This window comes from Ruegeria atlantica (genome assembly GCF_001458195.1).
Taxonomy (GTDB): domain Bacteria; phylum Pseudomonadota; class Alphaproteobacteria; order Rhodobacterales; family Rhodobacteraceae; genus Ruegeria; species Ruegeria atlantica.
The window spans coordinates 310,291-332,579 of the sequence record NZ_CYPU01000071.1; the positions used below are offsets into that span (position 1 = coordinate 310,291).

20 protein-coding genes and 1 tRNA gene are annotated in these 22,289 nt (G+C 57.2%); 13 read left to right on the top strand and 8 right to left on the bottom strand.

Going from position 1 to position 22,289, the window contains the following annotated elements:
• Positions 1–10: 10 nt before the first annotated feature.
• A complete protein-coding gene (locus RUA4292_RS20750; protein WP_058279303.1) occupies positions 11–1,525 on the top strand; it encodes a heme biosynthesis protein HemY in 1,515 nt (504 codons plus the stop codon).
• 4 nt (positions 1,526–1,529) lie between these two features.
• On the opposite strand, the gene RUA4292_RS20755 is transcribed toward RUA4292_RS20750, so the two are convergent.
• The 5 genes from RUA4292_RS20755 to RUA4292_RS20775 form a co-directional block, all read right to left on the bottom strand.
• On the bottom strand, positions 1,530–2,309 hold the full coding sequence (locus RUA4292_RS20755; RefSeq protein WP_058279304.1) for a citryl-CoA lyase: 780 nt from the start codon (positions 2,307–2,309) through the stop codon (positions 1,530–1,532).
• Positions 2,306–3,493, bottom strand: coding sequence for a CaiB/BaiF CoA transferase family protein (locus tag RUA4292_RS20760; RefSeq protein ID WP_058279376.1), 1,188 nt, complete (start codon positions 3,491–3,493; stop codon positions 2,306–2,308). Before RUA4292_RS20760 ends, RUA4292_RS20755 begins: the two co-directional genes overlap by 4 nt.
• Positions 3,483–4,994 carry a tripartite tricarboxylate transporter permease gene (locus RUA4292_RS20765; protein WP_058279305.1) on the bottom strand — a complete coding sequence of 504 codons (1,512 nt, stop codon included), beginning with the start codon at positions 4,992–4,994 and terminating at the stop codon, positions 3,483–3,485. Before RUA4292_RS20765 ends, RUA4292_RS20760 begins: the two co-directional genes overlap by 11 nt.
• A gap of 1 nt (position 4,995) precedes the next feature.
• Complete coding sequence (locus tag RUA4292_RS20770) at positions 4,996–5,478, bottom strand: tripartite tricarboxylate transporter TctB family protein (RefSeq protein WP_058279306.1); 483 nt, start codon at positions 5,476–5,478, stop codon at positions 4,996–4,998.
• A 69-nt stretch (positions 5,479–5,547) separates the two neighbouring features.
• A complete protein-coding gene (locus RUA4292_RS20775; RefSeq protein ID WP_058275185.1) occupies positions 5,548–6,525 on the bottom strand; it encodes a tripartite tricarboxylate transporter substrate binding protein in 978 nt (325 codons plus the stop codon).
• 108 nt (positions 6,526–6,633) lie between these two features.
• On the opposite strand from RUA4292_RS20775, the gene RUA4292_RS20780 reads away from it, so the two are divergent.
• The 11 genes from RUA4292_RS20780 to RUA4292_RS20830 all read left to right on the top strand — a co-directional run bounded on the left by RUA4292_RS20780 (position 6,634) and on the right by RUA4292_RS20830 (position 18,320).
• The gene (locus RUA4292_RS20780; RefSeq protein WP_058279307.1) at positions 6,634–7,302 is read left to right on the top strand and encodes a response regulator transcription factor; all 669 of its coding nucleotides are present in this window, start codon (positions 6,634–6,636) and stop codon (positions 7,300–7,302) included.
• On the top strand, positions 7,292–8,659 hold the full coding sequence (locus RUA4292_RS20785) for a sensor histidine kinase (RefSeq protein ID WP_058275187.1): 1,368 nt from the start codon (positions 7,292–7,294) through the stop codon (positions 8,657–8,659). Before RUA4292_RS20780 ends, RUA4292_RS20785 begins: the two co-directional genes overlap by 11 nt.
• Entirely contained in the window at positions 8,638–9,642 is a 1,005-nt protein-coding gene (locus tag RUA4292_RS20790; protein WP_058279308.1) for an ABC transporter substrate-binding protein, read from the top strand. The genes RUA4292_RS20785 and RUA4292_RS20790 overlap by 22 nt, the downstream gene beginning before the upstream one ends.
• A gap of 142 nt (positions 9,643–9,784) precedes the next feature.
• Entirely contained in the window at positions 9,785–10,882 is a 1,098-nt protein-coding gene (locus RUA4292_RS20795) for an MHYT domain-containing protein (RefSeq protein ID WP_058279309.1), read from the top strand.
• 139 nt (positions 10,883–11,021) lie between these two features.
• On the top strand, positions 11,022–11,855 hold the full coding sequence (locus RUA4292_RS20800; protein WP_058279310.1) for an FAD binding domain-containing protein: 834 nt from the start codon (positions 11,022–11,024) through the stop codon (positions 11,853–11,855).
• A gap of 14 nt (positions 11,856–11,869) precedes the next feature.
• Entirely contained in the window at positions 11,870–12,364 is a 495-nt protein-coding gene (locus RUA4292_RS20805) for a (2Fe-2S)-binding protein (protein ID WP_058279311.1), read from the top strand.
• Positions 12,361–14,778 (top strand): aerobic carbon-monoxide dehydrogenase large subunit, encoded by a 2,418-nt coding sequence (locus tag RUA4292_RS20810; protein ID WP_058279312.1) that lies wholly within the window; start codon positions 12,361–12,363, stop codon positions 14,776–14,778. The genes RUA4292_RS20805 and RUA4292_RS20810 overlap by 4 nt, the downstream gene beginning before the upstream one ends.
• A 105-nt stretch (positions 14,779–14,883) precedes the next feature.
• A complete protein-coding gene (locus tag RUA4292_RS20815; protein WP_058279313.1) occupies positions 14,884–15,750 on the top strand; it encodes an AAA family ATPase in 867 nt (288 codons plus the stop codon).
• Positions 15,750–16,937 (top strand): vWA domain-containing protein, encoded by a 1,188-nt coding sequence (locus tag RUA4292_RS20820; protein ID WP_058279314.1) that lies wholly within the window; start codon positions 15,750–15,752, stop codon positions 16,935–16,937. Before RUA4292_RS20815 ends, RUA4292_RS20820 begins: the two co-directional genes overlap by 1 nt.
• A gap of 11 nt (positions 16,938–16,948) precedes the next feature.
• On the top strand, positions 16,949–17,761 hold the full coding sequence (locus RUA4292_RS20825; RefSeq protein ID WP_058279315.1) for an XdhC family protein: 813 nt from the start codon (positions 16,949–16,951) through the stop codon (positions 17,759–17,761).
• Between the two features lie 106 nt (positions 17,762–17,867).
• Entirely contained in the window at positions 17,868–18,320 is a 453-nt protein-coding gene (locus RUA4292_RS20830; RefSeq protein ID WP_058279316.1) for an SRPBCC family protein, read from the top strand.
• Positions 18,321–18,542: 222 nt separating this feature from the next.
• Here RUA4292_RS20830 and RUA4292_RS20835 read toward each other — a convergent pair whose 3' ends face one another.
• Positions 18,543–19,688 carry a CAP domain-containing protein gene (locus RUA4292_RS20835; protein WP_199520028.1) on the bottom strand — a complete coding sequence of 382 codons (1,146 nt, stop codon included), beginning with the start codon at positions 19,686–19,688 and terminating at the stop codon, positions 18,543–18,545.
• Between the two features lie 340 nt (positions 19,689–20,028).
• Positions 20,029–20,115, bottom strand: a tRNA-Leu gene (locus RUA4292_RS20840).
• A 198-nt stretch (positions 20,116–20,313) separates the two neighbouring features.
• Between RUA4292_RS20840 and RUA4292_RS20845 the strand changes: the two genes are divergently transcribed.
• Positions 20,314–21,297: a complex I NDUFA9 subunit family protein gene (locus RUA4292_RS20845; protein ID WP_058279318.1), complete on the top strand. Its 984-nt coding sequence runs from the start codon at positions 20,314–20,316 to the stop codon at positions 21,295–21,297.
• On the opposite strand, the gene RUA4292_RS20850 is transcribed toward RUA4292_RS20845, so the two are convergent.
• Positions 21,298–22,101, bottom strand: coding sequence for an undecaprenyl-diphosphate phosphatase (locus tag RUA4292_RS20850; protein WP_058279319.1), 804 nt, complete (start codon positions 22,099–22,101; stop codon positions 21,298–21,300).
• Positions 22,102–22,289: the final 188 nt, after the last annotated feature.

Here is a 22,289-nt window from a genome sequence, read left to right on the forward strand (position 1 = left end):
AGGACCTGCCATGCTGTGGTCACTGTTTAAGATTCTAGTTTTTGTTGCGATTATCGGTCTTCTGGCCGTGGGTGCGGGTTCCCTCATGGAAACCAGCGGTGGTGTACAGATCACAGCCGGCGGGACGGAGTACACTTTGGGGCCGTTGCAATCGGTCATCGCGCTGGGCGTTCTGGTTTTTGCAGTTTGGCTTTTGTTCAAGTTGCTGACCCTGTTGATCGCCACGCTGAAGTTCCTCAACGGAGACGAAACCGCCCTGTCGCGCTATTTCGACCGCAGTCGCGAGCAGCGTGGGTATCAAGCGTTGTCCGATGGTCTGATGGCGCTGGCATCGGGCGAGGGGCGCGTGGCTTTGAACAAGGCCACCAAGGCAGAGCGGCTTTTGAACAAACCCGAGTTGACCAACCTGCTGGTGGCTCAGGCTGCCGAGATGAACGGTGACACCCAAAAGGCGGCTGACACCTACAAAAAGCTGGTGACGGACAATGCAACCCGCTTTGTCGGTGTGCGCGGTATCATGAAACAGAAACTGGCCGAAGGGGATGACGAAACCGCCCGCAAACTGGCCGAAAAAGCCTTGGCCATGAAGCCGCGCCATCTGGAAACACAGGACATTCTGCTGGGTCTTCAGACCAAGGCACAAGATTGGGCAGGCGCGCGGTCGACATTGACTGCCAAGTTGAAATCCGGCCACCTGCCGCGCGACGTGTTCAAGCGCCGCGATGCTGTGCTGGCCCTGTCCGAGGCCAAGGGGATTCTGGACGAGAACGCCACGGTCGAACAGCAAGAGCGCGCGATTGAGGCGAACCGCCTGTCTCCTGATCTGGTGCCTGCGGCCGCAATGGCAGCGCGTGCTTACATCGAAAAAGGCAAACCGCGCAATGCGACCAAAATCGTGAAAAAAGCGTGGGAGGTGCAGCCGCACCCCGACCTCGCCCATGTCTTTGCCGAGATTGCGCCGGATGAAACGCCACATGAACGGATCAAACGCTTTACTGCGCTGACCCGCATTCACCCTGAGAATATGGAAACCCGTCTGATTTTGGCGGAGCTGAACATCGTGGCCGAAGACTTCCCCGAGGCGCGTCGCGCGCTGGGCGATGTGGTCGGAAAGCAGGCGGATGCGCGCGGTTACACGTTGATGGCCGCTATTGAACGGGGCGAGGGGTCCTCGGACGCGGTAGTACAGGGTTGGCTGGCCAAGGCGCTGACTGCACCGCGAGGGCCACAATGGGTCTGCGACAATTGTCATGACATCCAGCCCGAGTGGGCTCCGGTCTGTCAGAACTGCAGCAGCTTTGACACGCTCAGCTGGCAAACACCGCAAACGCCGGAAATCACTAGCGCGACGGGTGTCCATATGCTGCCTCTGATCGTTGGTGCGTTGGAAGACAGCAGTGAGCCGGAAGCTGAGGTCGAGGTCGAAGTGGAGGACGTCGAGGAACCGGTTGATCCCGAGATCATCGAATTGGATGTGGAACCGGTCCGCCCTGACGTCGAGCCCGTGGTCGAGAAACAGGCCTGACGTGCTATTCCTCAGGCGAGTTCCTAACATAAGTCCAGCGGTACGTCGGAGGTGTGGGGCCTTTGTTGCGGCCGCCTTGCTGCATTTGCTCCCACGCATGTGCCAGTATGCCGACTGACCGGGAGAGGCAAAACAAACCACGCGCAAGCGGTGCTTCGAACCCAAGCTCTGCGTAGATGACAGCCGTGGCCCCGTCGATGTTCATCGGGACGGGTTTGCCTTTGCGACGTGCAAGCTCTGCCTCGATATCCAACGCGATTTTTCGGAAACGTCCGTCACACGCGCCGCGTTCTACTGCCTCAGAGACCAGGGCCATCAACCGCGGCGCGCGTGGATCGGCCGGTGTGTGAAACCGGTGGCCGAAACCTGGCAGTATCTTTCCGTGGTCGTCGATCCAGTCGTCAATCGCTGCACCGATCCCGCCCGAATGCGACCCGACAAAGTGATACAGCTCAACCGCCTGCTCACCGGCGCCGCCGTGGATGTCGCCCAGCATGTTCACCGCGCTGGCCATTGCGTTGTTCAAAGGCAAACCGCAGGTTACAGCCATCCGAGCCGTTGCAATGGACGGTGCCTGTGGTCCGTGATCCACGGCGGCAACCAGTGCCGCCTCGAAAAGATTGGCCTGAGCGGGTGAGGGGCGGTCGCCGCGGACCAAAAACCAGATCATTTCGGCAAAGCTCAGGTTGCCGATCAGCCCCTCAATAGGTTCACCCCGCAAGGCAATGCGTCCGGGTTCCATATCGATGATGGAGGTGCGCCACCAGTCGGAAACATCACTCATATCACTCCATCCTTAGCCAATTCTTCGATCTCGTCTGCAGACAAGCCAAGTTCGGACCAGATCACAGCATTGTCTGCGCCCAGTTTTGGCGGCGCGGCCTGTGGCATGTTTCGGTGCCCGTCCATCACAACAGGGCTGCCGGCCAACTGCATGTCTTCTCCGTGAACGTGCAGAGATCCAATCAACCCCCGGTCAGAGAGTTGTTTGTCCGCCAACGCTTCAGGGACTGTCAGAACTTGCCCTGTGGGTACGCCGAGGCCGTTTAACGCGCTGACCCACTCGCTTGCGGGACGCACTTTAAGGGATTTCTCCAACTCATCCCTTAAAACGTGGCGGTTTCTTTTGCGATCTTCGCGCGTTGCAAAATCCGGGTGATCCAGCAGGTCCTCGCGACCAAGGTACCGGGCGAGGGCCTGCCATTGCTCATCGCGATTGGCTGCGATGTTGATCGGGCTGTCGGATGTGGCGAAGGTACCGGACGGTGCCGAGGTTGTGTTTTCATTGCCATGCGCGCCGGGCATCACACCGCCGACAAGGTAGTTGGACACAACCCATCCCATGGTCGAGATCACGGCCTCGGACATGGCAATATCCAGAAACGCGCCACGGGGATCAGCGTTCAATGCGGCACTCACCGCAAAGGCGGCCGTCAACCCCCCGACCGTATCAGCCAGCGGATAGCCAACGCGGTAGGGCGCGGTGTCTGGTGCGCCGGTGATCGACATGACCCCGCTGATGCCCTGAACGATCTGGTCATAGGCCGGGTCGTCGCGGCGCGGCCCGTTCTGCCCGAACCCGCTTATTGCACAGTAGATCAAGGCAGGGTTTTCGGTACGAAGAACGTCATACCCCAGACCCAACCGATCCATCACGCCGGGCCGGAAGTTTTCAACCAGAACATCCGCCGTTTTAACAAGCTGCTTTAGCAGAGCCTTGCCCCGACTGGATTTCATATCCAGCGTGACCGATTTCTTCTGAGCGTTCTGCGCCAGAAAACTGACCCCCATACCAGCTTTGTTCCGGTCAGGATCAGCCCCAAGCACACGCGCCAGATCACCGCTATTGGGGCGTTCGGCCTTGATCACCTCGGCCCCCATCAGAGCCAGTTGGTAACAACAATACGGGCCAGCAAGCACGTTTGTCAGATCAAGAACCCGAACACCCCTGAGCGGTTCAGTCCCCATCAGCCACACCAGCGGCCCGTGCGCGTGCACGACGTGCGCGGTAGCTGGGTAGCAGAACCAGCAGGACGGCAATGGCAAGCAGTCCCAAGGTCATCGGACGTTCCCAGATAAACGCGATGCCATCATACAGCTGCATCGAGCGCGAAAAGTTATCCTCCATCATGCCGCCAAGGATGAACCCGATCAGCAGGGGTGCCAGCGGATAGTCAGCGAACTTCAAGGCCGTTGCGCATACGCCGAAACCCACCAGGATCAGTAATTCGGTGGCATTGTTCTGCCCGATATAGGCGCCCATCAGTGTGAAGAACAAAATGAACGGGATCAAATAGTTGCGCGGAACGGCCAGCACCTTGGCGATGTAGGGGATCAGCGGCAGGTTCAGGATCAGCAGGACGAGGTTGCCAATGAACATCGACATGATCACCGACCAGAAGATCTGAGGTTCATCCAGCATAAGACGCGGGCCCGGGGTGACGTTCAGGGCAATCAAGGCACCCAGCAGGATCGCGGTCGTTCCGGAACCGGGAATGCCCAATGTCAGCAACGGCACGAAAGATCCGGTGCAAGCCGCATTATTCGCCGATTCAGGCGCGGCCAGACCTTTGATCGAGCCTTTGCCGAATTCCTCCTGCTCATCCTTGGGGGCAATGTTCCGTTCCACCGCATAGCCGAGGAAACTGGCAATTGTCGCGCCCGCGCCGGGCAGGACGCCAATAAAGAAGCCCTGCACCGATTGGCGACCGATGACCGGGGTGATTGCCTTTGCCTCGGCCTTGGTTATGCGCAGATCCTTGATCTTGCCGTCATCCCCTTTCAGGTCTTTGGGTTTAAGCACCAGGAACAACGCTTCGGGCAAGGCGAACATTGCCATGGCCAGAGTGATGAAGCCAAACCCGGATTGCAGGTCCATGATGCCCATTGTGAAACGCGGAAGATTGAACAGCGCCCCCTCTCCGACGGTGGCCATGATCAATCCCATGGTCGTCATGATGACGGCCTTTGCCACTTGCCCCGAACCGGCAAAGGCTGCGATGGCCGAAAGGCCTACCACCATCAGCGCGAAGTATTCGGCGGAATGGAACAGCAGAGCGACCGAAGACAGTGCCGGAGCAAAGACCATCAGCAAAATGGCTCCGATCGTGCCGCCTGCGAAACTGGCGATTGCTGCGATGGTCAGGGCCTTGCCCGCCTTGCCCTGCCGGGCCATTGGGTAACCGTCAAAGCTTGAGGCCACGGTGCCCGCGACCCCCGGCGCATTCAGCAGAATGGACGACGTCGAGCCGCCGAAGATCGCGCCATAGTAAACGCCTGCCAACAGGATCAGTGCGGCGGATGGATCGCCCATCGAAATAGCAACCGGGATCATGATTGCGATGATCGACATTGGGCCCAGACCCGGAAGCATGCCGATAAACGTGCCGATCAGACAGCCCGCGACAACCATCAGCAGGTTTTGAATTGAGAATGCCGTTTGCAGGCCGATCAGAAGTCCTTCAAGCATGTCAGCCTCCGAACACGCCCGGCAGGGGGCGCATATAAATTCCAAGAACTTCCTGAACCAGATACCAGACGGATCCGGTTGCCACGAACGCGACAGGCAGCATGATGTGCCACTTGCGTTCACCCAGAATGAAAGACCCGAGGATCAGGAAGCTGGATGTCGCGATCAGAAAACCGACCGGGCGCAGGCACAGGGCATAGACAACCATGAGCACCAAAAGAGAAATTGCCTGACCCAGATGATATTCCCCAAGTCTGCGGTAATCGATATCGGCCTCTTTGACCTCGCTCTTTTCAAAGCCAAGCAGGATGATCGAACACGCGCCCACGCCTAGAATAGACAGCACCTTTGGAAATGTGCTGGGCCAGATCGGATTTCTCTGCATGAAAGGAGGAAGACTTCCGTCCATCGTGAACCAGGCGGTGTACCCATATGTCAGGCAAACACCCAGCAAAATAAGCGCGATCCAGCGATCCAGCGCCATAACGTCCCCTCCCGTGTATCTTGGTTCTTTGGGACGGCAGAGCGACCAAACGCTCTGCCGTAGATTGCTTTAGAGGAAGCCCAGCTTCTTCATCAGGTCGCTGATCTGCTGTTCCTGACCTTCCAGAAACGCTTCGAAATCGGCACCCGAGTTGTGGATGTTGACCCAACCGTTACGGGCACGAACCTCTTCCCATTCGGGCGTGTCGTACATCTTGGCGATGGCTTGCTGATAGGCGGCCAGCTTGTCCTCGGGCAGGCCGGGGGCAGCAAAGAATCCACGCCAGTTCACGAAAGTGGTGTCGATGCCCTGTTCCTTCATGGTCTGTGCGTCAGGTGCTGCATCAACGCGTTCCTCTGCGGTCACACCGATGATTTTAACCTCACCCGCGTTGGCCAGATCGACGGCTTCCGAGAAACCGGTCGACAGTGCGGCGATCTCACCCGACAACAGGGCAGCCATAGCTTTTCCGCCCGCATCATAAGGGATGTATTTTACGCCTAGCGCGTCCTTGCCTGCAGCTTCCATGACCATTGCGGCGACCAGATGGTCCATGCCGCCAGGTACCGAGCCGCCACCAATCGCGGTTGCGCCCGGGTCAGCGTCATAGGCGGCCAGCAGGTCCGCCATCGAGTTGATCGGGCTATCTTTGCCTACAACAATCGCTGCGTAGTCGCCGATTGTGCCCGAGACCAGTGTCAGGTCACGGAAGTTATGCGGGAACACACCGGTCAGCGAGCGGATCACGATGGGGGTCGAGTTGACCATCAGCGTGCCGTGGTTGCTGTCCGCGTTTTCAATCAGGAAGCCGATGGCTTTACCGCCGCCGCCGCCCGACATGTTCTCATAAGATGCTGTGCCGACCAGACCAGCATTGGTCAGGGCCTCGCCAGTTCCGCGGGCGGTACCGTCCCAGCCACCGCCGGCGCCGCCGGGGATCAGAAAGTGGATGCTGTCGACGACTTCTTCGGATGCGGCAGGTCCAACCAGACCAATTGCTGCAACAGCTGCGATCAGGGCCCGACGGCCCAGGTTAAATGTTGTCATTATGTCCTCCCATTTGACAACTGGCCGCTCAGCGGCACAGATTATCCTGCACCTAAACACGCCAACCTGACATCAACCTGTCATGCAAAAAGAAACTGATTTTCGCCCATGAAATTTCTGCTTGTCGAAGACAATCTCGACCTCGCGAACGCGATCAGTTCCCGCATGCAGCTGGATGGTCATGTTGTTGATCACGCAGCAAATTTAGAGGATGCGCGCGCCTTTGTTGCGACCGAAGAATACGACCTTATCCTGCTGGATATCATGTTACCCGATGGGGATGGCCGCGAGTTTCTAAGGCAGCACCGCGCAAGCCGTTTGGACACGCCGGTGATCGTTCTGACTGCGCGCAGTCAGGTTTCGGATCGAATCGGTTCGCTTGATCTGGGGGCGGATGACTACATCACCAAGCCTTTCGATCATGCGGAACTTGAGGCCCGCTGCCGCGCTGTTCTGCGTCGGAAGTCCGGAAGCTCAAAGTCGACGATTGAAGTTGGCGGAATTATCTTTGATCCGGTTGCTGGTCATTTGACCGTCGATGGTGTCACGCTCTCCCTACGCAATCGCGAGTTGAGAATGATCGAGCTGTTCATAAACGCGCCGGGTCAGGTGTTTTCCAAGCAGAAGCTGGCGGACAGGTTGTTTTCTTATGATGACAACGTGTCGGACAACGCGATTGAGGTCTATGTCGGACGCCTGCGCAAGCATCTTGAAAAATCCGGCATGAAAATCACTACGTTGCGCGGGCTGGGATACAGGTTGGATCATGACGACTAGCCCAACCGTTTCGGGATCACTAAGAAATCGGCTGGTGTTGACGCTGATCGGCGGAGCGGCGGTCCTGGCGATCCTATTGTTCCTGACGGTGCGCAGTTATGCCGCAAAAGTCGCCCAACAGGGACAGGACGATATATTGGGGGCGTCCGTCTCGTCGATCCTTGATGCCGCAGCGCTTAGGGATGGTCACCTAGAGGTGGACATCCCCTATGCCGCGTTTTCCATGCTCAGCACGCCGTCGGATGACCGGGTGTTCTATGCCATCTATCAGGATGGAGAATTCTTGTCCGGATATGAGGATCTGAGCCTCGCAGACGGCCCGATTGAAGGCAGGTGGGCCTTTCAAACCGGTCAGGTCCGCGGCGAGCGTGTCCGACAGGTCAGCGCCAGCCGAACGCTGGTCGGTTTGGGCCGCCAGACCGAGATTGAGGTCGCGTTGGGGCAAACGCAGGACGCGTTATCCGACACGCTGGATCAGATTTCACGCAATGCAGCGTATTTGGGGATCGGGTTCTTTCTGCTGACCGCCGCGCTGTCATTCTGGGTGACATCATCAACGATCGGCCAGTTGAACAAACTGACGACCTCGGTCACACGCAGAGGTCCGCAGGATCTAAGCCCGTTCAAGAAACCCGTGCCAAAAGAGATGGCGCCGCTGGTGACGTCGCTGAATTCGCTCATGGGTCGTCTGGACCAATCGCTTAGCCAATCCGAGGACTTTATCGCCGAAGCCGCGCACCGGGTGCGAACGCCGCTTGCCACCGTCAGGTCTTATGCCGAGGCGACCCTTCACCGCGTGGAACGGGAAGACAACCGCGAAGCCTTGAAGGCCATGGTACGTGCCATCGACGAAAGCTCGCGCGCGGCAGGGCAGTTGCTGGATCACGCGATGATCACCTTCCGAGCGGATCATCTGGAACGGGAAGAGATTGATTTGGTCGTACTGATCCGCGATCTGGTGCAGCGCCTGATCCCGATTGCCGAAATGAAGGAGCTGACGCTTTCATTGTCGGGTGAGCCCTCGGTTCCTTACTCGGGCGACTCGATCCTGATCCAAAATGCTGTGCGAAATATGGTCGATAACGCGATGAAATACGCACCATCTGACAGCGCTGTTGAGATCACGATCATTGCACATCCCGAACCCCAGATTCAGGTGCGCGACTCGGGTCCAGGCTTTCCGCCTGATGAAATCGACACGCTGACGCGACGGTTCGAACGCGGACAGAACGCGGTTGGGACCATCGGGTCCGGTCTGGGGTTGACGATCGCACAGGATGTGGCAACGGCGCATGGGGGCGCATTGATCCTAAAGAACCGGTCAAAGGGGGGCGCATGCGTTATCTTATCGCTCTAGTTTTGTTGGTGGCTCCCTGCCTCGGATGGGCCGACGATTGGGAAGACCGTCTGGTCTTTAATGAAAGCGCCGAAGGTCCGCGCCTTCGGGTGATTTCCAGCACCGATACTGTTTTGTTCGCGCCGGTGATCGAGGGGTTTGTTGCGGAGAACTCCCGGATTAGTGTCGAATACCTCGTTTCCGGAACCGCCGACATCAACCGTCGAGTCCGCGCAACGCCCGATGCCTTCGATGTGATCATCTCGAGCGCGATGGACCTGCAGTTGAAACTGGCAAATGACGGCTTTGCCCTGTCTATCGACGATGTGCCCGTCCCGCACTGGGCGCAATGGCACCACAGCCTTTTCGCATTCACCTCGGAACCCGCGACAATCGTGATAAACCGAACCGCGTTTGAAGGGCAGCCCATCCCCCAGACCCGGCAAAGCCTGATCGAGGCATTGCGGAAACGACCCGAAGAATTTCGGGGCAAAGTTGGCACCTATGACGTTCGCCAATCTGGTCTGGGATATCTGTTTGCAACCCAAGATGCGCGCGCGTCTGAGACGTATTGGCGCTTGATGGAGGTTATGGGCGGCCTGGATGTACGTCTCTATTGCTGCTCGGGCGAAATGATCAATGACCTAGCGGATGGCTCGATCCTGGTTGCTTACAATGTTCTGGGCAGTTACGCCGCTGTCCGAGCCGAGGGCAAAGACGCCCTTGAGGTCGTGTTACCGTCTGATTTTCAAACAATTATGATGCGCACAGCGATGGTTTCGAAAGCCACGCCAGAACCCAAAGCAGCCGAGTTGCTGCTGCGTTACCTCGTAACTGAGCGGCCAGCAGTGGCCGAAGAGGCCAGCCCGCTTCCTCTTTTGCAGCCGAGTGATGGTTCTGAGGGGCGTGAGACAATCGGCCTTGATCCCGCGTTACTGACCTTTCTTGACGGGTTGAAACGAACAAAGTTTCTTTCTGCATGGGAAGATGCCGTTATTCAGTAATAAGACCGCCACCTACGCCCGACGGGTCGGTAAAAACTGAAACCGGCGCCAATGCTGTTGGAATTCCTTTCCAACATCAATTGTCGCAATCAATTCCGTTTGCTAACGTCACCCACGCGTCGGGGAGGGCGTGTAAATCCAAATGTTGGACTATTCTCATAACGCTTGGCTTGTGGCGGCGTCTCTGGCTGTTGCGATGATGGCTGGATTCACCGGGCTTTATCTGACGCATGGGGCCTCAAAACTGGACGATCAGAAACGCAAACTGGTCGTGGCGTTGGCTGCGATCATTCTGGGCGGTGGCATCTGGTCGATGCATTTCGTGGCCATGCTGGGCCTGCAACTGCCGATCCTGTTTTACTACGATGCTTTGATCACCCTGATCTCAGCCCTGGTCGCGATCCTGATGGTTGGCCTTGCGCTGCTGATCCTGCATTTCCGTCCCCGCACGATGGGAACGATAGTCGGTGCGGGCGTGATCGTGGGTCTGGGGATTGTTGTCATGCACTACGTCGGCATGGCCGGGATGGAGCTGTGCCGCCCCGTTTACAATGTTTGGGACGTGGTGATTTCGACCCTGGCCTCGGTCGTTTTGTCGGTGCTGGCGATCTGGGTTGCCTATGACAACCGAACGCAGCGCAACATTCTGCTGGGAACGGTGTGTTTCGGGTTGGCGGTCTTCACCATGCATTTCGTCGCCACCGGCCTGACTGACTTTGTCGCAAGCGATACCGCCGGTCGCGCCGGACCTGCGTTAAACAATCAGGTGCTGGCGATGGGGGTCACGGTTTCCGTGTTCCTGATCTGTGGTGCATTCCTGCTAACGGGCATCACCTTCATCGAACCTGCGGCAGCAGAGGTATCGCCCAGCGCGCCGGAACCTGCCCCGGAACCAGAGCCCACATTGCGGGCCGGGGTTCCATTTGAGCGGGAAGGACAAACCTTTTTCGCCCAGCCTTCCAATATCGCAGCCATCCGGGCCGAAGGGCATTACACCGTTCTTTATATAAACGCCGAGAAACTGTTTTGCCCGTGGTCCATTACCGAAGCTGAATCGCGCTTGGCGCCTGACGGGTTTTTGCGGGCTCATCGCAGTTATCTGGTGAACCCCAAACAGGTCTCGCGTTTCGAGAGGCACAAGGATAACGGTACCTGCTATTTCGATGGAGTCGATGCGCTAGCCAAGGTGCCGGTCAGCCGATCCCGCCTGACGGACATTCGCGAGGCGCTGGGCCTTTGATCGCAGCTCGTGCAGCGCATTCGCATTTCGTGAAATAAGCCGCGCTCTCCGTTTCCACTGGCTGGAACGGATGGCTTCAGCGTCCTTTCCTTACCGCAGGTCCCCCAAGGCATACCGCTTGGACCCAGGGAGGAAAAACATGATACCAGCCGGATTTGAGTATCACCGGCCAGGCGATATCGCCTCGGCCATTGGCATTTTGCAGGAACACGGAGATGAAGCTCGCGTGATCGCGGGCGGGCACAGTCTGATCCCGATGATGAAGCTGCGCATGGCCGAAATGGGCCATCTGGTCGATCTGCAAGCGATCGAGGAGCTAAAAGGCATCGAGATTGGTGCCGACACGGTTTCGCTTGGCGCAATGGTGACCCAGCACGAGCTGATCACTCATGACGGCTTGGCTACAGCCATTCCGTTGATCCGAGAGGCCGCGCTGCAGGTTGCGGATCCTCAGGTGCGATATGTGGGAACTGTTGGTGGGAACGTCGCCAATGGTGATCCGGGCAATGATATGCCGGGGTTGATGCAATGCCTGAACGCGACGTTCGAACTGTCTGGCCCCGATGGTCGCCGCAGTGTCGCTGCGCGTGAGTTTTATGAGGCCGCTTACTTCACTGCGCGTGACGATGAGGAAATCCTGACCCGGATTTCGATCCCGGTGCCGGGCGCGGGTGTGGGTCAGGCCTACGAAAAGCAGAAACGCAAGATCGGTGATTATGCAACAGCGGCAGCTGCGGTGATGGTTGGCAATGGTCAGGCCTCGGTCGCGATGACCAATCTGGCGGACACACCCGTCTGGTCTGAAAGCGCAAGCAATGCGCTGGCGGATGGGGATGTCAGCGGTTGTGTCGCAGCGATGCTCGATGCGATCGACCCGGTGGCCGACAATCGCGGCCCGGTCGAATTCAAGAAACACGTGGCCGCTGTGATGCTGCGCCGCGCCATCGAACGCGCGCAAAGCCGCGCGGATTGAGGGGAGGAACAACGATGTCAAAAATGCACGTAAAACTCACCGTGAACGGCAAGCAGGTCGAAGGTCTGGCCGAGCCGCGCACGCTGTTGATCCATTTTCTGCGAGAAGATTTGAAAATCACAGGCCCGCATATCGGATGCGAAACAAGCCATTGCGGGGCCTGCACCGTGGATATTGATGGCAAGTCCGTCAAGTCCTGTACAACCTTTGTGGCGCAGGTGAACGGCGCCGACGTCACCACCGTTGAGGGGTTGACCAACGACGATGGCAGCCTTGGGGTTCTGCAAGAGATGTTCCGCGAACATCACGGGCTGCAATGCGGCTTTTGCACGCCGGGCATGATCACCCGCGCGCATCGTCTTCTGCAAGAAAACCCGAACCCGACCGAGGAAGACATCCGCTTTGGCATGTCCGGTAACCTGTGCCGCTGCACCGGATATCAGAACATCGTCAAGGCGATCGCTGCATCTGCCGACATGCTAAACGCTCAGAAGGAGGCTGCGGAATGAACGACCAGACTCTGACCCCCGAAGAACGCGCCGCCAACCTCAAAGGGATGGGCAGTTCGCGCAAGCGCGTCGAAGATGTGCGCTTTACCCAAGGCAAGGGCAACTACGTCGATGACATCAAGCTGGACGGGATGCTGTTTGGCGCCTTTGTCCGCTCTCCCTATGCCCATGCCCGCGTCGTCAGCGTAAACAAAGAGGCTGCGCTGGCGATACCTGGCGTTGTTGCGGTTCTGACCGCCGAAGACCTTGCGCCATTGGGATTGCATTGGATGCCGACGTTGGCGGGCGACAAGCAAATGGTGCTGGCCGATGGCAAGGTTCTGTTCCAGGGCCAGGAAGTTGCTTATGTCGTCGCTGAAAATCGGTATATCGCAGCAGATGCGGCAGAGTTGGTCGAGGTTGACTATGAAGAGCTGCCCGTTCTGACCGACCCGTTCGAGGCGCTAAAATCAGATGTCGTCCTGCGCGAAGACCTTGCGGGTCAGACAGACGGCGCACATGGGCCGCGCAAGCACCACAACCACATCTTCACCTGGGAACAGGGTGACAAAGACGCGACCGAGGCTGTTCTGGGTGAGGCAGATGTCGTGGCTGAGGAGATGGTCTATTATCATCGGACCCACCCTTGCCCGCTGGAGACATGCGGCTGTGTCGCTTCTATGGATAAGGTCACCGGCAAGCTGACGCTCTATGGCACGTTCCAGGCCCCGCACGCGATCCGCACCGTTGTATCGCTGATCTCGGGTCTGGCTGAGCACAATATCCGGGTGATCAGTCCTGATATCGGTGGTGGCTTTGGCAATAAGGTTGGCGCCTATGCGGGCTATGTCTGCTCGGTTGTCGCCTCGATTGTCACCGGCCAGCCAGTGAAATGGGTCGAGAACCGGATGGAAAATTTGATGTCCACCGCCTTTGCACGGGACTACTGGATGCAAGGTAAGATCGCGGCCACTAAAGACGGCAAGATCACCGGCCTGTGGTGTCATACCACGGCGGATCATGGTGGATTTGACGCCTGTGCCGACCCGACCAAATTCCCGGCTGGTTTCATGAACATCTGCACCGGGTCGTATGACATTCCCACCGCTTATCTGGCTGTGGATGGGGTTTACACCAACAAGGCTCCGGGCGGTGTCGCCTATCGTTGTTCGTTCCGGGTGACCGAGGCTGCCTATTTCATCGAACGGATGATTGAGGTTTTGGCCATAAAGCTGAACATGGACGCGGCCGAGCTGCGCCGGATCAACTTCATCAAGGCCGATCAGTTCCCGTATCAGTCCGCGCTGGGCTGGGAGTATGACTCGGGCGATTACCACACCGCCTGGGACAAGGCGCTGAAGGCCGTGGGCTATGAAGGTCTGAGGGCGGAACAGGCGCAACGGATCGAGGACTTCAGAGCCGGAAAGACCCGCAAACTGCTAGGCATCGGCCTGACGCATTTCACCGAAATCGTCGGGGCCGGACCGGTGAAGAACTGTGATATCCTCGGGCTGGGCATGTTCGACTCGTGCGAAATCCGGATTCACCCGACGGGTTCCGCCATCGCCCGGCTGGGGACAATCAGCCAGGGTCAGGGCCACGCCACAACCTTTGCCCAGATCATCGCCAGTGAGATCGGCCTGCCAGCCGATGACATCACGCTGGAGGAAGGCGACACCGACACCGCGCCTTATGGCCTTGGGACCTACGGGTCTCGGTCCACACCGGTTGCCGGTGCTGCGACAGCCATGGCCGCGCGCAAAATCCGCGCCAAGGCGCAGATGATCGCGGCCTATCTGCTCGAGGTGCATGACAATGATGTCGAATGGGATGTCGATCGGTTTGCCGTCAAAGGCGCGCCTGAGCGGTTCAAGACCATGAAAGAGATCGCTTTTGCCGCTTACAACCAGGCTATTCCGGGGCTGGAACCCGGTCTGGAGGCCGTCAGCTACTATGACCCCCCAAATATGACTTACCCTTTCGGGGCCTATATCTGTGTCATGGAGATCGACGTGGATACTGGCGAATGGGATGTTCGGCAGTTCTATGCGCTGGACGATTGCGGCACGCGGATCAACCCGATGATCATCGAAGGGCAGGTCCATGGCGGTGTGACCGAAGCGCTGGCCATCGCGATGGGGCAGGAGATTGCCTATGACGAGATGGGCAACGTCAAGACCGCGACGCTGATGGACTTCTTCCTGCCTACGGCATGGGAGACGCCGAACTACACCACCGATCACACGGTCACGCCATCTCCGCACCACCCGATCGGTGCCAAGGGCGTGGGCGAGAGTCCGAATGTCGGCGGCGTGCCTGCGTTCTCGAACGCGGTGCATGATGCGTTCCGGCCCTTTGGGTTGGTGCAAAGCCATATGCCGCATGATCATTGGCGGATCTGGAAGATCGCCAACGGGTTGGGGATGCACGGGTAAACGGTTTCGAACCGGCTGTTGCCGGCCCAACCGAACGGAGGGGGTAGAACCCCCTCCTAACCTCCCCCGGGATATTTTTGGCCAGATGAAGATTGGATCCTGGTTTTGACTTTGAGTGATGTTCAGAACGGATTGGCCGCGCAGGGCTATGTTTCCGATGACCGGTTGGCGATGGCGCTGCATTTGGCACAGCAACTTGGGCGGCCATTGTTGTTGGAAGGTCCTGCTGGCGTTGGAAAGACCGAAGTGGCAAAGGCCCTGGCCGCGTGGCAGGACGCCCGGCTGATCCGGCTGCAATGTTATGAAGGGCTCGATGCCAGTCATGCCATTTATGAATGGAACTATCAGCGTCAGCTTCTGGCGATCCGAGCGAGCGAGGCACAGGGTGGAACGAGCGAAGCACAGCTTTTCTCAGATGAATATCTGCTAAAACGACCTTTGTTGGAGGCTATTTCACAAGATGCCCCTCCGGTTCTGCTAATTGATGAAATTGACCGGGCCGACGAAGAATTCGAAGCGTATCTGTTGGAAATCCTCTCGGATTTTCAAATCACAATTCCCGAACTGGGTACAATCCCGGCGCGTTCAAAACCCATCGTTATTTTGACGGCGAATGGCACGCGGGACTTGTCCGATGCATTGCGCCGCCGGTGTCTGTACAGTTTCCTCGACTACCCATCGCGTGAAACCGAAATGGCGATCCTGAAAGCCCGCATGCCCCATGTGGAAGGGCAGTTGGCGCGCCAGATTGTTGGCGTTGTGCAGGCTTTGCGCAAAGAAGACTTGGAGAAGACTCCGGGCATTGCCGAGATGCTGGACTGGGCGGCAGCCCTTTCCGGATTGGGTGTTAACGACATGGCGCAGTCCCGCGAAGAGGTTCAGGCGACTCTTGTCTGTCTTCTGAAAACCGCAGCCGATTATGACGCGGCCCCGCCTGAAGTGATGGATCGCCTGATTGGAAAGGTGGCGTGATGCAGGTCACCCGGTTCCCTTCTCGTGCCTCTGGTCTGGCGGATCGCATGTCTGGCTTCATTGCACATTTGCGGATGAACGGGATGCGCGTCGGACCGGCTGAGACTGGGGATGCATTGGCAGTGCTGGCGGAAGTAGAGGCGACGGATTTGCCGCAGGCCAGACAAGCGCTGTGTGTCTTGCTGGCCGGTGACGCGGAAGACTGGCGACGGTTTGACGATCTTTTCGATGCATATTGGCTAAATGCAGGGAAACAACGGACCGGAGTGGCGCAAACCGCGCATGTTCGGGTGCAATCCGCCAAGCCGATGATCTGGCAGCAAGAAAGCCATGACATTCAGGAGTCCAGTTCCGATTCGGATCAGGACGCAACCCCTGATCCCGGCGACGGGGAGGCCGTGGGGAGAGACGGTAAGCTGATTGCGACCCGAACGGCCAACCTGTCGCGTCGGGATTTGCGTGAACTGATGGATGAAGACGCACTGAAGCAGGCCGAACAAGCGGCGACAGCGCTGGCGCGCGCCATCCGCGACCGCCGCTCGCGCCGGCGGAAAAAAGCGCTAAGGGGGCCTGCTCTGGACATGCGCCGAATACAGCGCGCCAGCCTCGCACGAGGCGGCGAGCCGATGGACCTGTATCGTCGCGCCCGCCCACCGCGTCCGATGCGGATCGTTGCACTGTGCGATGTAAGCGGTTCGATGACGGTATATTCGCGCGTCTTTCTGGCTTTCCTGAAAGGCTTGATTGGCACTGGAACCGAAGCGGACGCATATCTGTTCCATACGCGCTTGATGCGCGTCACGGATGCGTTGCGCGACCACGATTCGCTGCGCGCAGCAGGGCGGCTGTCGCTGATGGCCGAAGGGTTTGGCGGAGGCACGGATATCTCAGGCAGTCTTGAGCATTTTCTAAATGGATATGGCGCGCGCGCACTGAATGGTCGAACCATCGTACTGATCCTGTCTGACGGGTATTGCAGCTCGGACCCGCAAGCGTTGGGCGATGTATTGGCCCGGATTCGACGCAAGGCCCGGCGGATCGTGTGGCTGAACCCGTTGAAAGGCTGGCGTGACTACCAGCCCATTGCCGCCGCAATGCAGGCAGCTGAGCCGTATCTGGACGCGCACCTGCCCGCAAACACGCTTGAGGCGCTGGCGGCGCTGGAGCCGCAATTCCGTAAGCTGTGAAAGGAGCCCAAATGGCAAGCTTCGACATATTCGACACGATTGAGCAGCTGCGCAAAACTGATGAAGCCTTTTGCGTTGCCACGGTGTTGCGGACTGCGGATGCAACTTCGGCGAAAGCCGGGGGCAAGGCTGCGATTACAAAAGATGGACGGATCCTGGGCCATTTGGGCGGGGGCTGCGTTCAACGTGCGGTTCGATCCTCGGCCCAGCAGGCGTTGGCCAGTGGTTCGCCGCAAATGATCCGGGTCAAACCTTCGGAAAAGGTGGTGAACATGGCCGATCCTGATGGCATTCAGACGTTCAAAAGCGGTTGCCCATCCGGCGGCACTGTCGATCTGCTTGTCGAGCCGTATCAGCACGCACCGCGATTGGTGATTTTTGGCGAGTCGCTGATTGCAGTGGCACTGGCAGCCCATGGGGCACTGGCTGGGTTTCGCGTGTGTCTCAGTGACGCGTCAGAGACAGAAGGTGACTTTCAACGGTTCACTCTGGACTCCGTCCAAAACCTAGGGGTCGAGCCGCGGGATTTCGTTGTCGTGGCCTCGCAAGGACAGGGCGATGCCGCGGCCCTGGCCGCCGCTCTGCAAACGGACGCAAAGCGGGTGTCGATGGTGGCCAGCCATCGCAAGGCCGAAACGCTGGTGGCCAAGCTGATATCGCAAGGTTTGGACCCGATACGAGCTGCGCGGCTGAAGTCACCGGCAGGTCTGAACATCCACGCGATCGACCCGCATGAGATCGCCGTGTCGATTCTAGCTGAAATTGTGCTTTGGCGAAACAGTGACAAATCCAAAACGGAGTCCCATGATGAGAAACGTGCTTAAACGCCTGAGGTCCCTGTGGCCCGCGCGTCCCGAACAAACTCCGGAAGAGGCGACAGAGACCGCGCTTCTGGTTTATCCAAGATGCTGTTGAACAAAGGAAAGTTGAATGGAACTGAGTGACGAAGTCCGCATCTCTGCGCCGCGGGATGTGGTATACAAGGCTCTGAATAATCCCGAAATCCTGCAGGAATGCATCCCAGGGTGCGAAGAGCTGATCCAAAATTCACCCGAAGATCTGGAAGCCAAGGTGGTCTTGAAAATCGGCCCCGTCAAAGCCCGGTTTGCGGGCGCTGTGACGCTGGACACTGCCAATGCACCGGACGAGTTTTCCTTGACCGGGGAAGGCAAGGGCGGTGCCGCCGGATTTGCCAAGGGTGGTGCAGACGTGACGCTGACCGAAGATGGGGACGAAACCGTTCTGGCTTATACAGCCAAGGTCGAGGTTGGTGGAAAAATCGCCCAACTGGGTAGCCGCCTGATCGCTGGAACGGCAAAAAAGCTGTCGGGCAAGTTCTTTACCCGTTTTGGCGAAGTTGTTTCAGAACAATCCGTTACTTGAAGCTAAGCGAAGCTCTACGCTGATGCTCTTTTTGGTATAAACCGACAACATGCGCCAAGCTACCGCGACAGGGATAAACTCCTGTCGCGCTTTTCTTTCGGGGGTAAACTATGGCTGGCTTACAAAGTTAAACTAAATTCCATAAAGAAATATGTTTCGCAATTCTCAATTGGCTCTGCTGTCTTAGTTGCGGTACTTATTTGCGTCAGTTTTTTGCTGCGGCTAGAACAGAAAATCGTCCGATCGGCCTTCAAAGTAGCCATGGTTTATGAAATGCTCGGTTGCAGCTTGATGGTCATTACCGAATGCAGCCTGTAGGTCCGCATAGTTCGCCAGGTAAGTTTCAGCGTCAAAGGTGTCTTTGCTTCGTCCCTCATGTACACCATATGCAATAAAATGTGTCGACCCTGCATCTGAATCAGCCCCAAACGCATTGATCAAATCGACGTGTGAAGCAATGTACTCTAACCCGTCAAAGGTCTGTTCGCGTCCCTCATTGCGGCCGTGGAAAATAAAGTGATTAGCACCTGCTTCAGCATCGGCCCCGAATGCTTGAATGAGATCATTGTGTGAGGCGATGTATTCCAGCCCGTCGAACGTCTGTTTTCTTCCTTCGATGTGCCCCCAGGAGATAAAGTGGCGGGCACCAGCCTCACTATTTGCCCCAAATGCTTGGATGAGATCATTGTGTGATGCGATGTATTCTAGCCCGTCAAAAGTGATTTTGCGTTGTTCAAAATATCCATGATCCGCGTAGTGCCGCAAACCCTCATCGGCGTTGGTTCCGAATACCGCTATTAAGTCGGAGTGAGACGCAATATACTCCAGCGCTTCGATGCCATCGGCGAGATTGCGTGGATGATCATGTGGCGCGGCAAATGGTAGATTTGAAGGAGAGGGTGTCTCGCCGCTGCCTCCGGAGGCTGGGGCACCCCCACCAGTGTCCAAATCAACGGATCCTCCGGTTCGGGCAAAATTCTGGGTTACAAATGCCCAAGTGCGCCCCTGATACTCTCCGATCTCGATACCGATTCCAATGTAGTCAAAATCAGGGTTCAGCAAGTTGGCCCTGTGGCCATCGCTGTTCATCAGTTGATTGTGAAGCCCGATAACCTCGTCATCGAAACCGTTAGGAGCTCGGACGGACCTTCCTGCTATGTTTTCTGCCCAGCTGTAACTTCCGCTAAAATTGAACCCGGCGTTATCCATCCGTGCCCCGGGATTCGTGTTGTTCACGCCGGTGTGAGAAAAAATGTCCTTCACAATCATCCACTTACTGTGATCTTCAGACGCTTCGTTGAGATTGAGTTCCAGAACAAGCGGAGGCGCGCCAACTTTCGCTCTCTCCGCGTTGATCAAATCCAACATATCTCGTTCTAGAGAGTCTGCCTGTGACATCGACTTACCTAAAGTGTTTCGCGTTTTTCTGTATTGTCGGTTGGGATAGCGGCAGAACTGTGGCACTAATAATCTGGATAGAGATGTAGGAGAAGAACAGCGGGTCTCTGCTAAATTTCCTTTGCAGTTAGGCGGAAAACCGCAAGAAAACCTATGTGCCAGATTGGAATTGATATTCCGCGACTTGCCACAGGTTTGAAGAGGATTCTCAAAGGTTCAAGGAATGCGCTAACAACGATCAAGCGCAAGTAAACTCGAGTTAATAAAACAGCATGCCGTGGCCTGCTTTTCTATTAAGTGTAGGGGGTTTTGGTGCCCAGGAGAGGACTCGAACCTCCACGTCCATACGGACACTAGCACCTGAAGCTAGCGCGTCTACCAATTCCGCCACCTGGGCAGGTGTCGTGGAGGGGCGTTTAAGCCCACTGGCTGGAAGGGTCAACCAGATTCGGGAAGATTTTTGAAAGTTTTTTTCGCACATCCAAATTCAGTTTGAATTGGTTGGTCTTTTCACTGACGCGCGGCGTTATTGCGCCTTGTTTGACAAGCCTCAGAGCGCTAGATCGATAGAGGACCCACAAGCAGGAGCCCTCTCATGTCTAAAATGGTCACGATTTATGGCGGATCGGGATTTGTCGGCCGGTATATTACGCGGCGCATGGCAAATGAAGGGTGGCGTGTCCGGGTGGCGGTGCGGCGCCCGAATGAGGCGATGTTTGTCAGGCCCTATGGTGTGGTCGGCCAGGTCGAACCCATTTTGTGCAACATCCGTGATGATGCCTCTGTCGCGGCGGCGATGCATGGGGCAGATGCGGTGGTGAATTGCGTCGGTGTTCTGAACGAGCTGGGCAAGAACGCCTTTGACGCGGTGCAAGCTGATGGGGCCGAGCGGATCGCGCGTTTGGCGGCCGATCAGGGCATTTCCCAAATGGTTCATATCTCGGCCATCGGAGCGGACGCTGAGTCCGACAGCGAATATTCACGAACCAAGGCGCATGGTGAGGCCGGTGTGCTGACCCATATGCCAGATGCAGTTATTTTGCGGCCGTCTGTGATTTTCGGAACCGAAGATCAGTTCTTTAATCGTTTTGCCGGGATGACCCGGATGGGGCCTTTCCTGCCGCTAGTCGGAGCCGAAACCAAATTCCAGCCGGTCTATGTGGATGATGTGGCCAAGGCGGCTGTTCAGGGTGTCCTGGACCAAGCTGAAGCCGGTGTTTATGAGCTGGGCGGGCCAGAGGTGAAAACCTTCCGTGCGTTGATGCAACAGATGCTTGATGTGATCTACCGACGCCGAGTGATCATCGGAATGCCCTTCTTTGTGGCCCGGATCATGGCGGGCGTTCTGGACATTGTGAAATTCGTCAGCTTCCAACTGTTCCCGAACCACATCCTGACGCGCGATCAGCTGAAGAACCTCCGCCGCAACAACGTCGTGTCCGAAGGGGCCAAGGGGTTCGCGGATCTTGGGATTGAGCCAGAGACGCTGGAATCGGTGCTGCCAGATTACCTTTGGAAGTTTCGCCCATCGGGTCAGTACGACGATATTCAGAACTCGGCCAACAATCTGCGGACCTGATCAGCTATAGGCGATTACAAGCAGGATGGCGCCCAGGATCACGCGGTAGATGACATAAGGTGTAAAGCTGACACTGCGCAACAGGCGCATCATCAGGGCCAGGGCCAGCAGAGCTGAAATAAAGGCAAAAAATGCCGCGATTGCCCCATCTCGGGCCAATTGGGCGTCTGCTTCGCGGATCACGTCTACCGACAACAAAACGCCTGAGGCAATAATGGTCGGGATCGACATCAACATCGCGATCCGCGCGCCATCCTCTCGCGTATAGCCCAGTTGGCGCGCGCCGGTGATCGTAATGCCTGATCGGGATGTTCCGGGTATCAGGGCGAGAACCTGCCACAGCCCCATGATCAACGCATCGCGCAGACCCCATTCGCTTGCTTCTTTGGTCTGCGGCCCATTTTGATCGGCCCAATACAGGACAAGGCCAAAAACCAGCATGGTCCAGCCAATGACCGCCATTGACCGAAACGCCTCGATCAGGCCGGTTTTGAACAGGATAGCCCCGACAATCACGGTGGGAATCGTGGCGATGATCAGACCCATGGCCAGCTGCGCCTGTGGTGTGTCGACCCGGCCGGTCAACGCTCGGGGAAGACCGGAGACGGCCTGTTTCACATCGGACCAGAAATACAGAACCACGGCGCCCAAAGTGCCCACATGCACGGCCACGTCGATGGCCAGACCTTGATCGTCCAGCCCGGTCAGGCTGGGCAGCAGTATCAAGTGACCAGATGAAGAGATCGGCAAAAACTCAGTGATACCCTGAATAATCGCCGCGAGAATCAATTGAAAAAGACCCATCTGCCCCGCCGTGTTGTGGTCACGTCTTTATTTGCCCAATGGGTATAAGTGCGCTGTGGAAAAGGAAAGCGTGCATATAGGTCCGAATCGGAACTAAAAATCGCATTTAAATTCAAATGACCGCTAAATTTCTCCCCAGTTTTCGAAATTAGGTCAGTATAGTTGACTTTTCATCTGATCTCGCATCT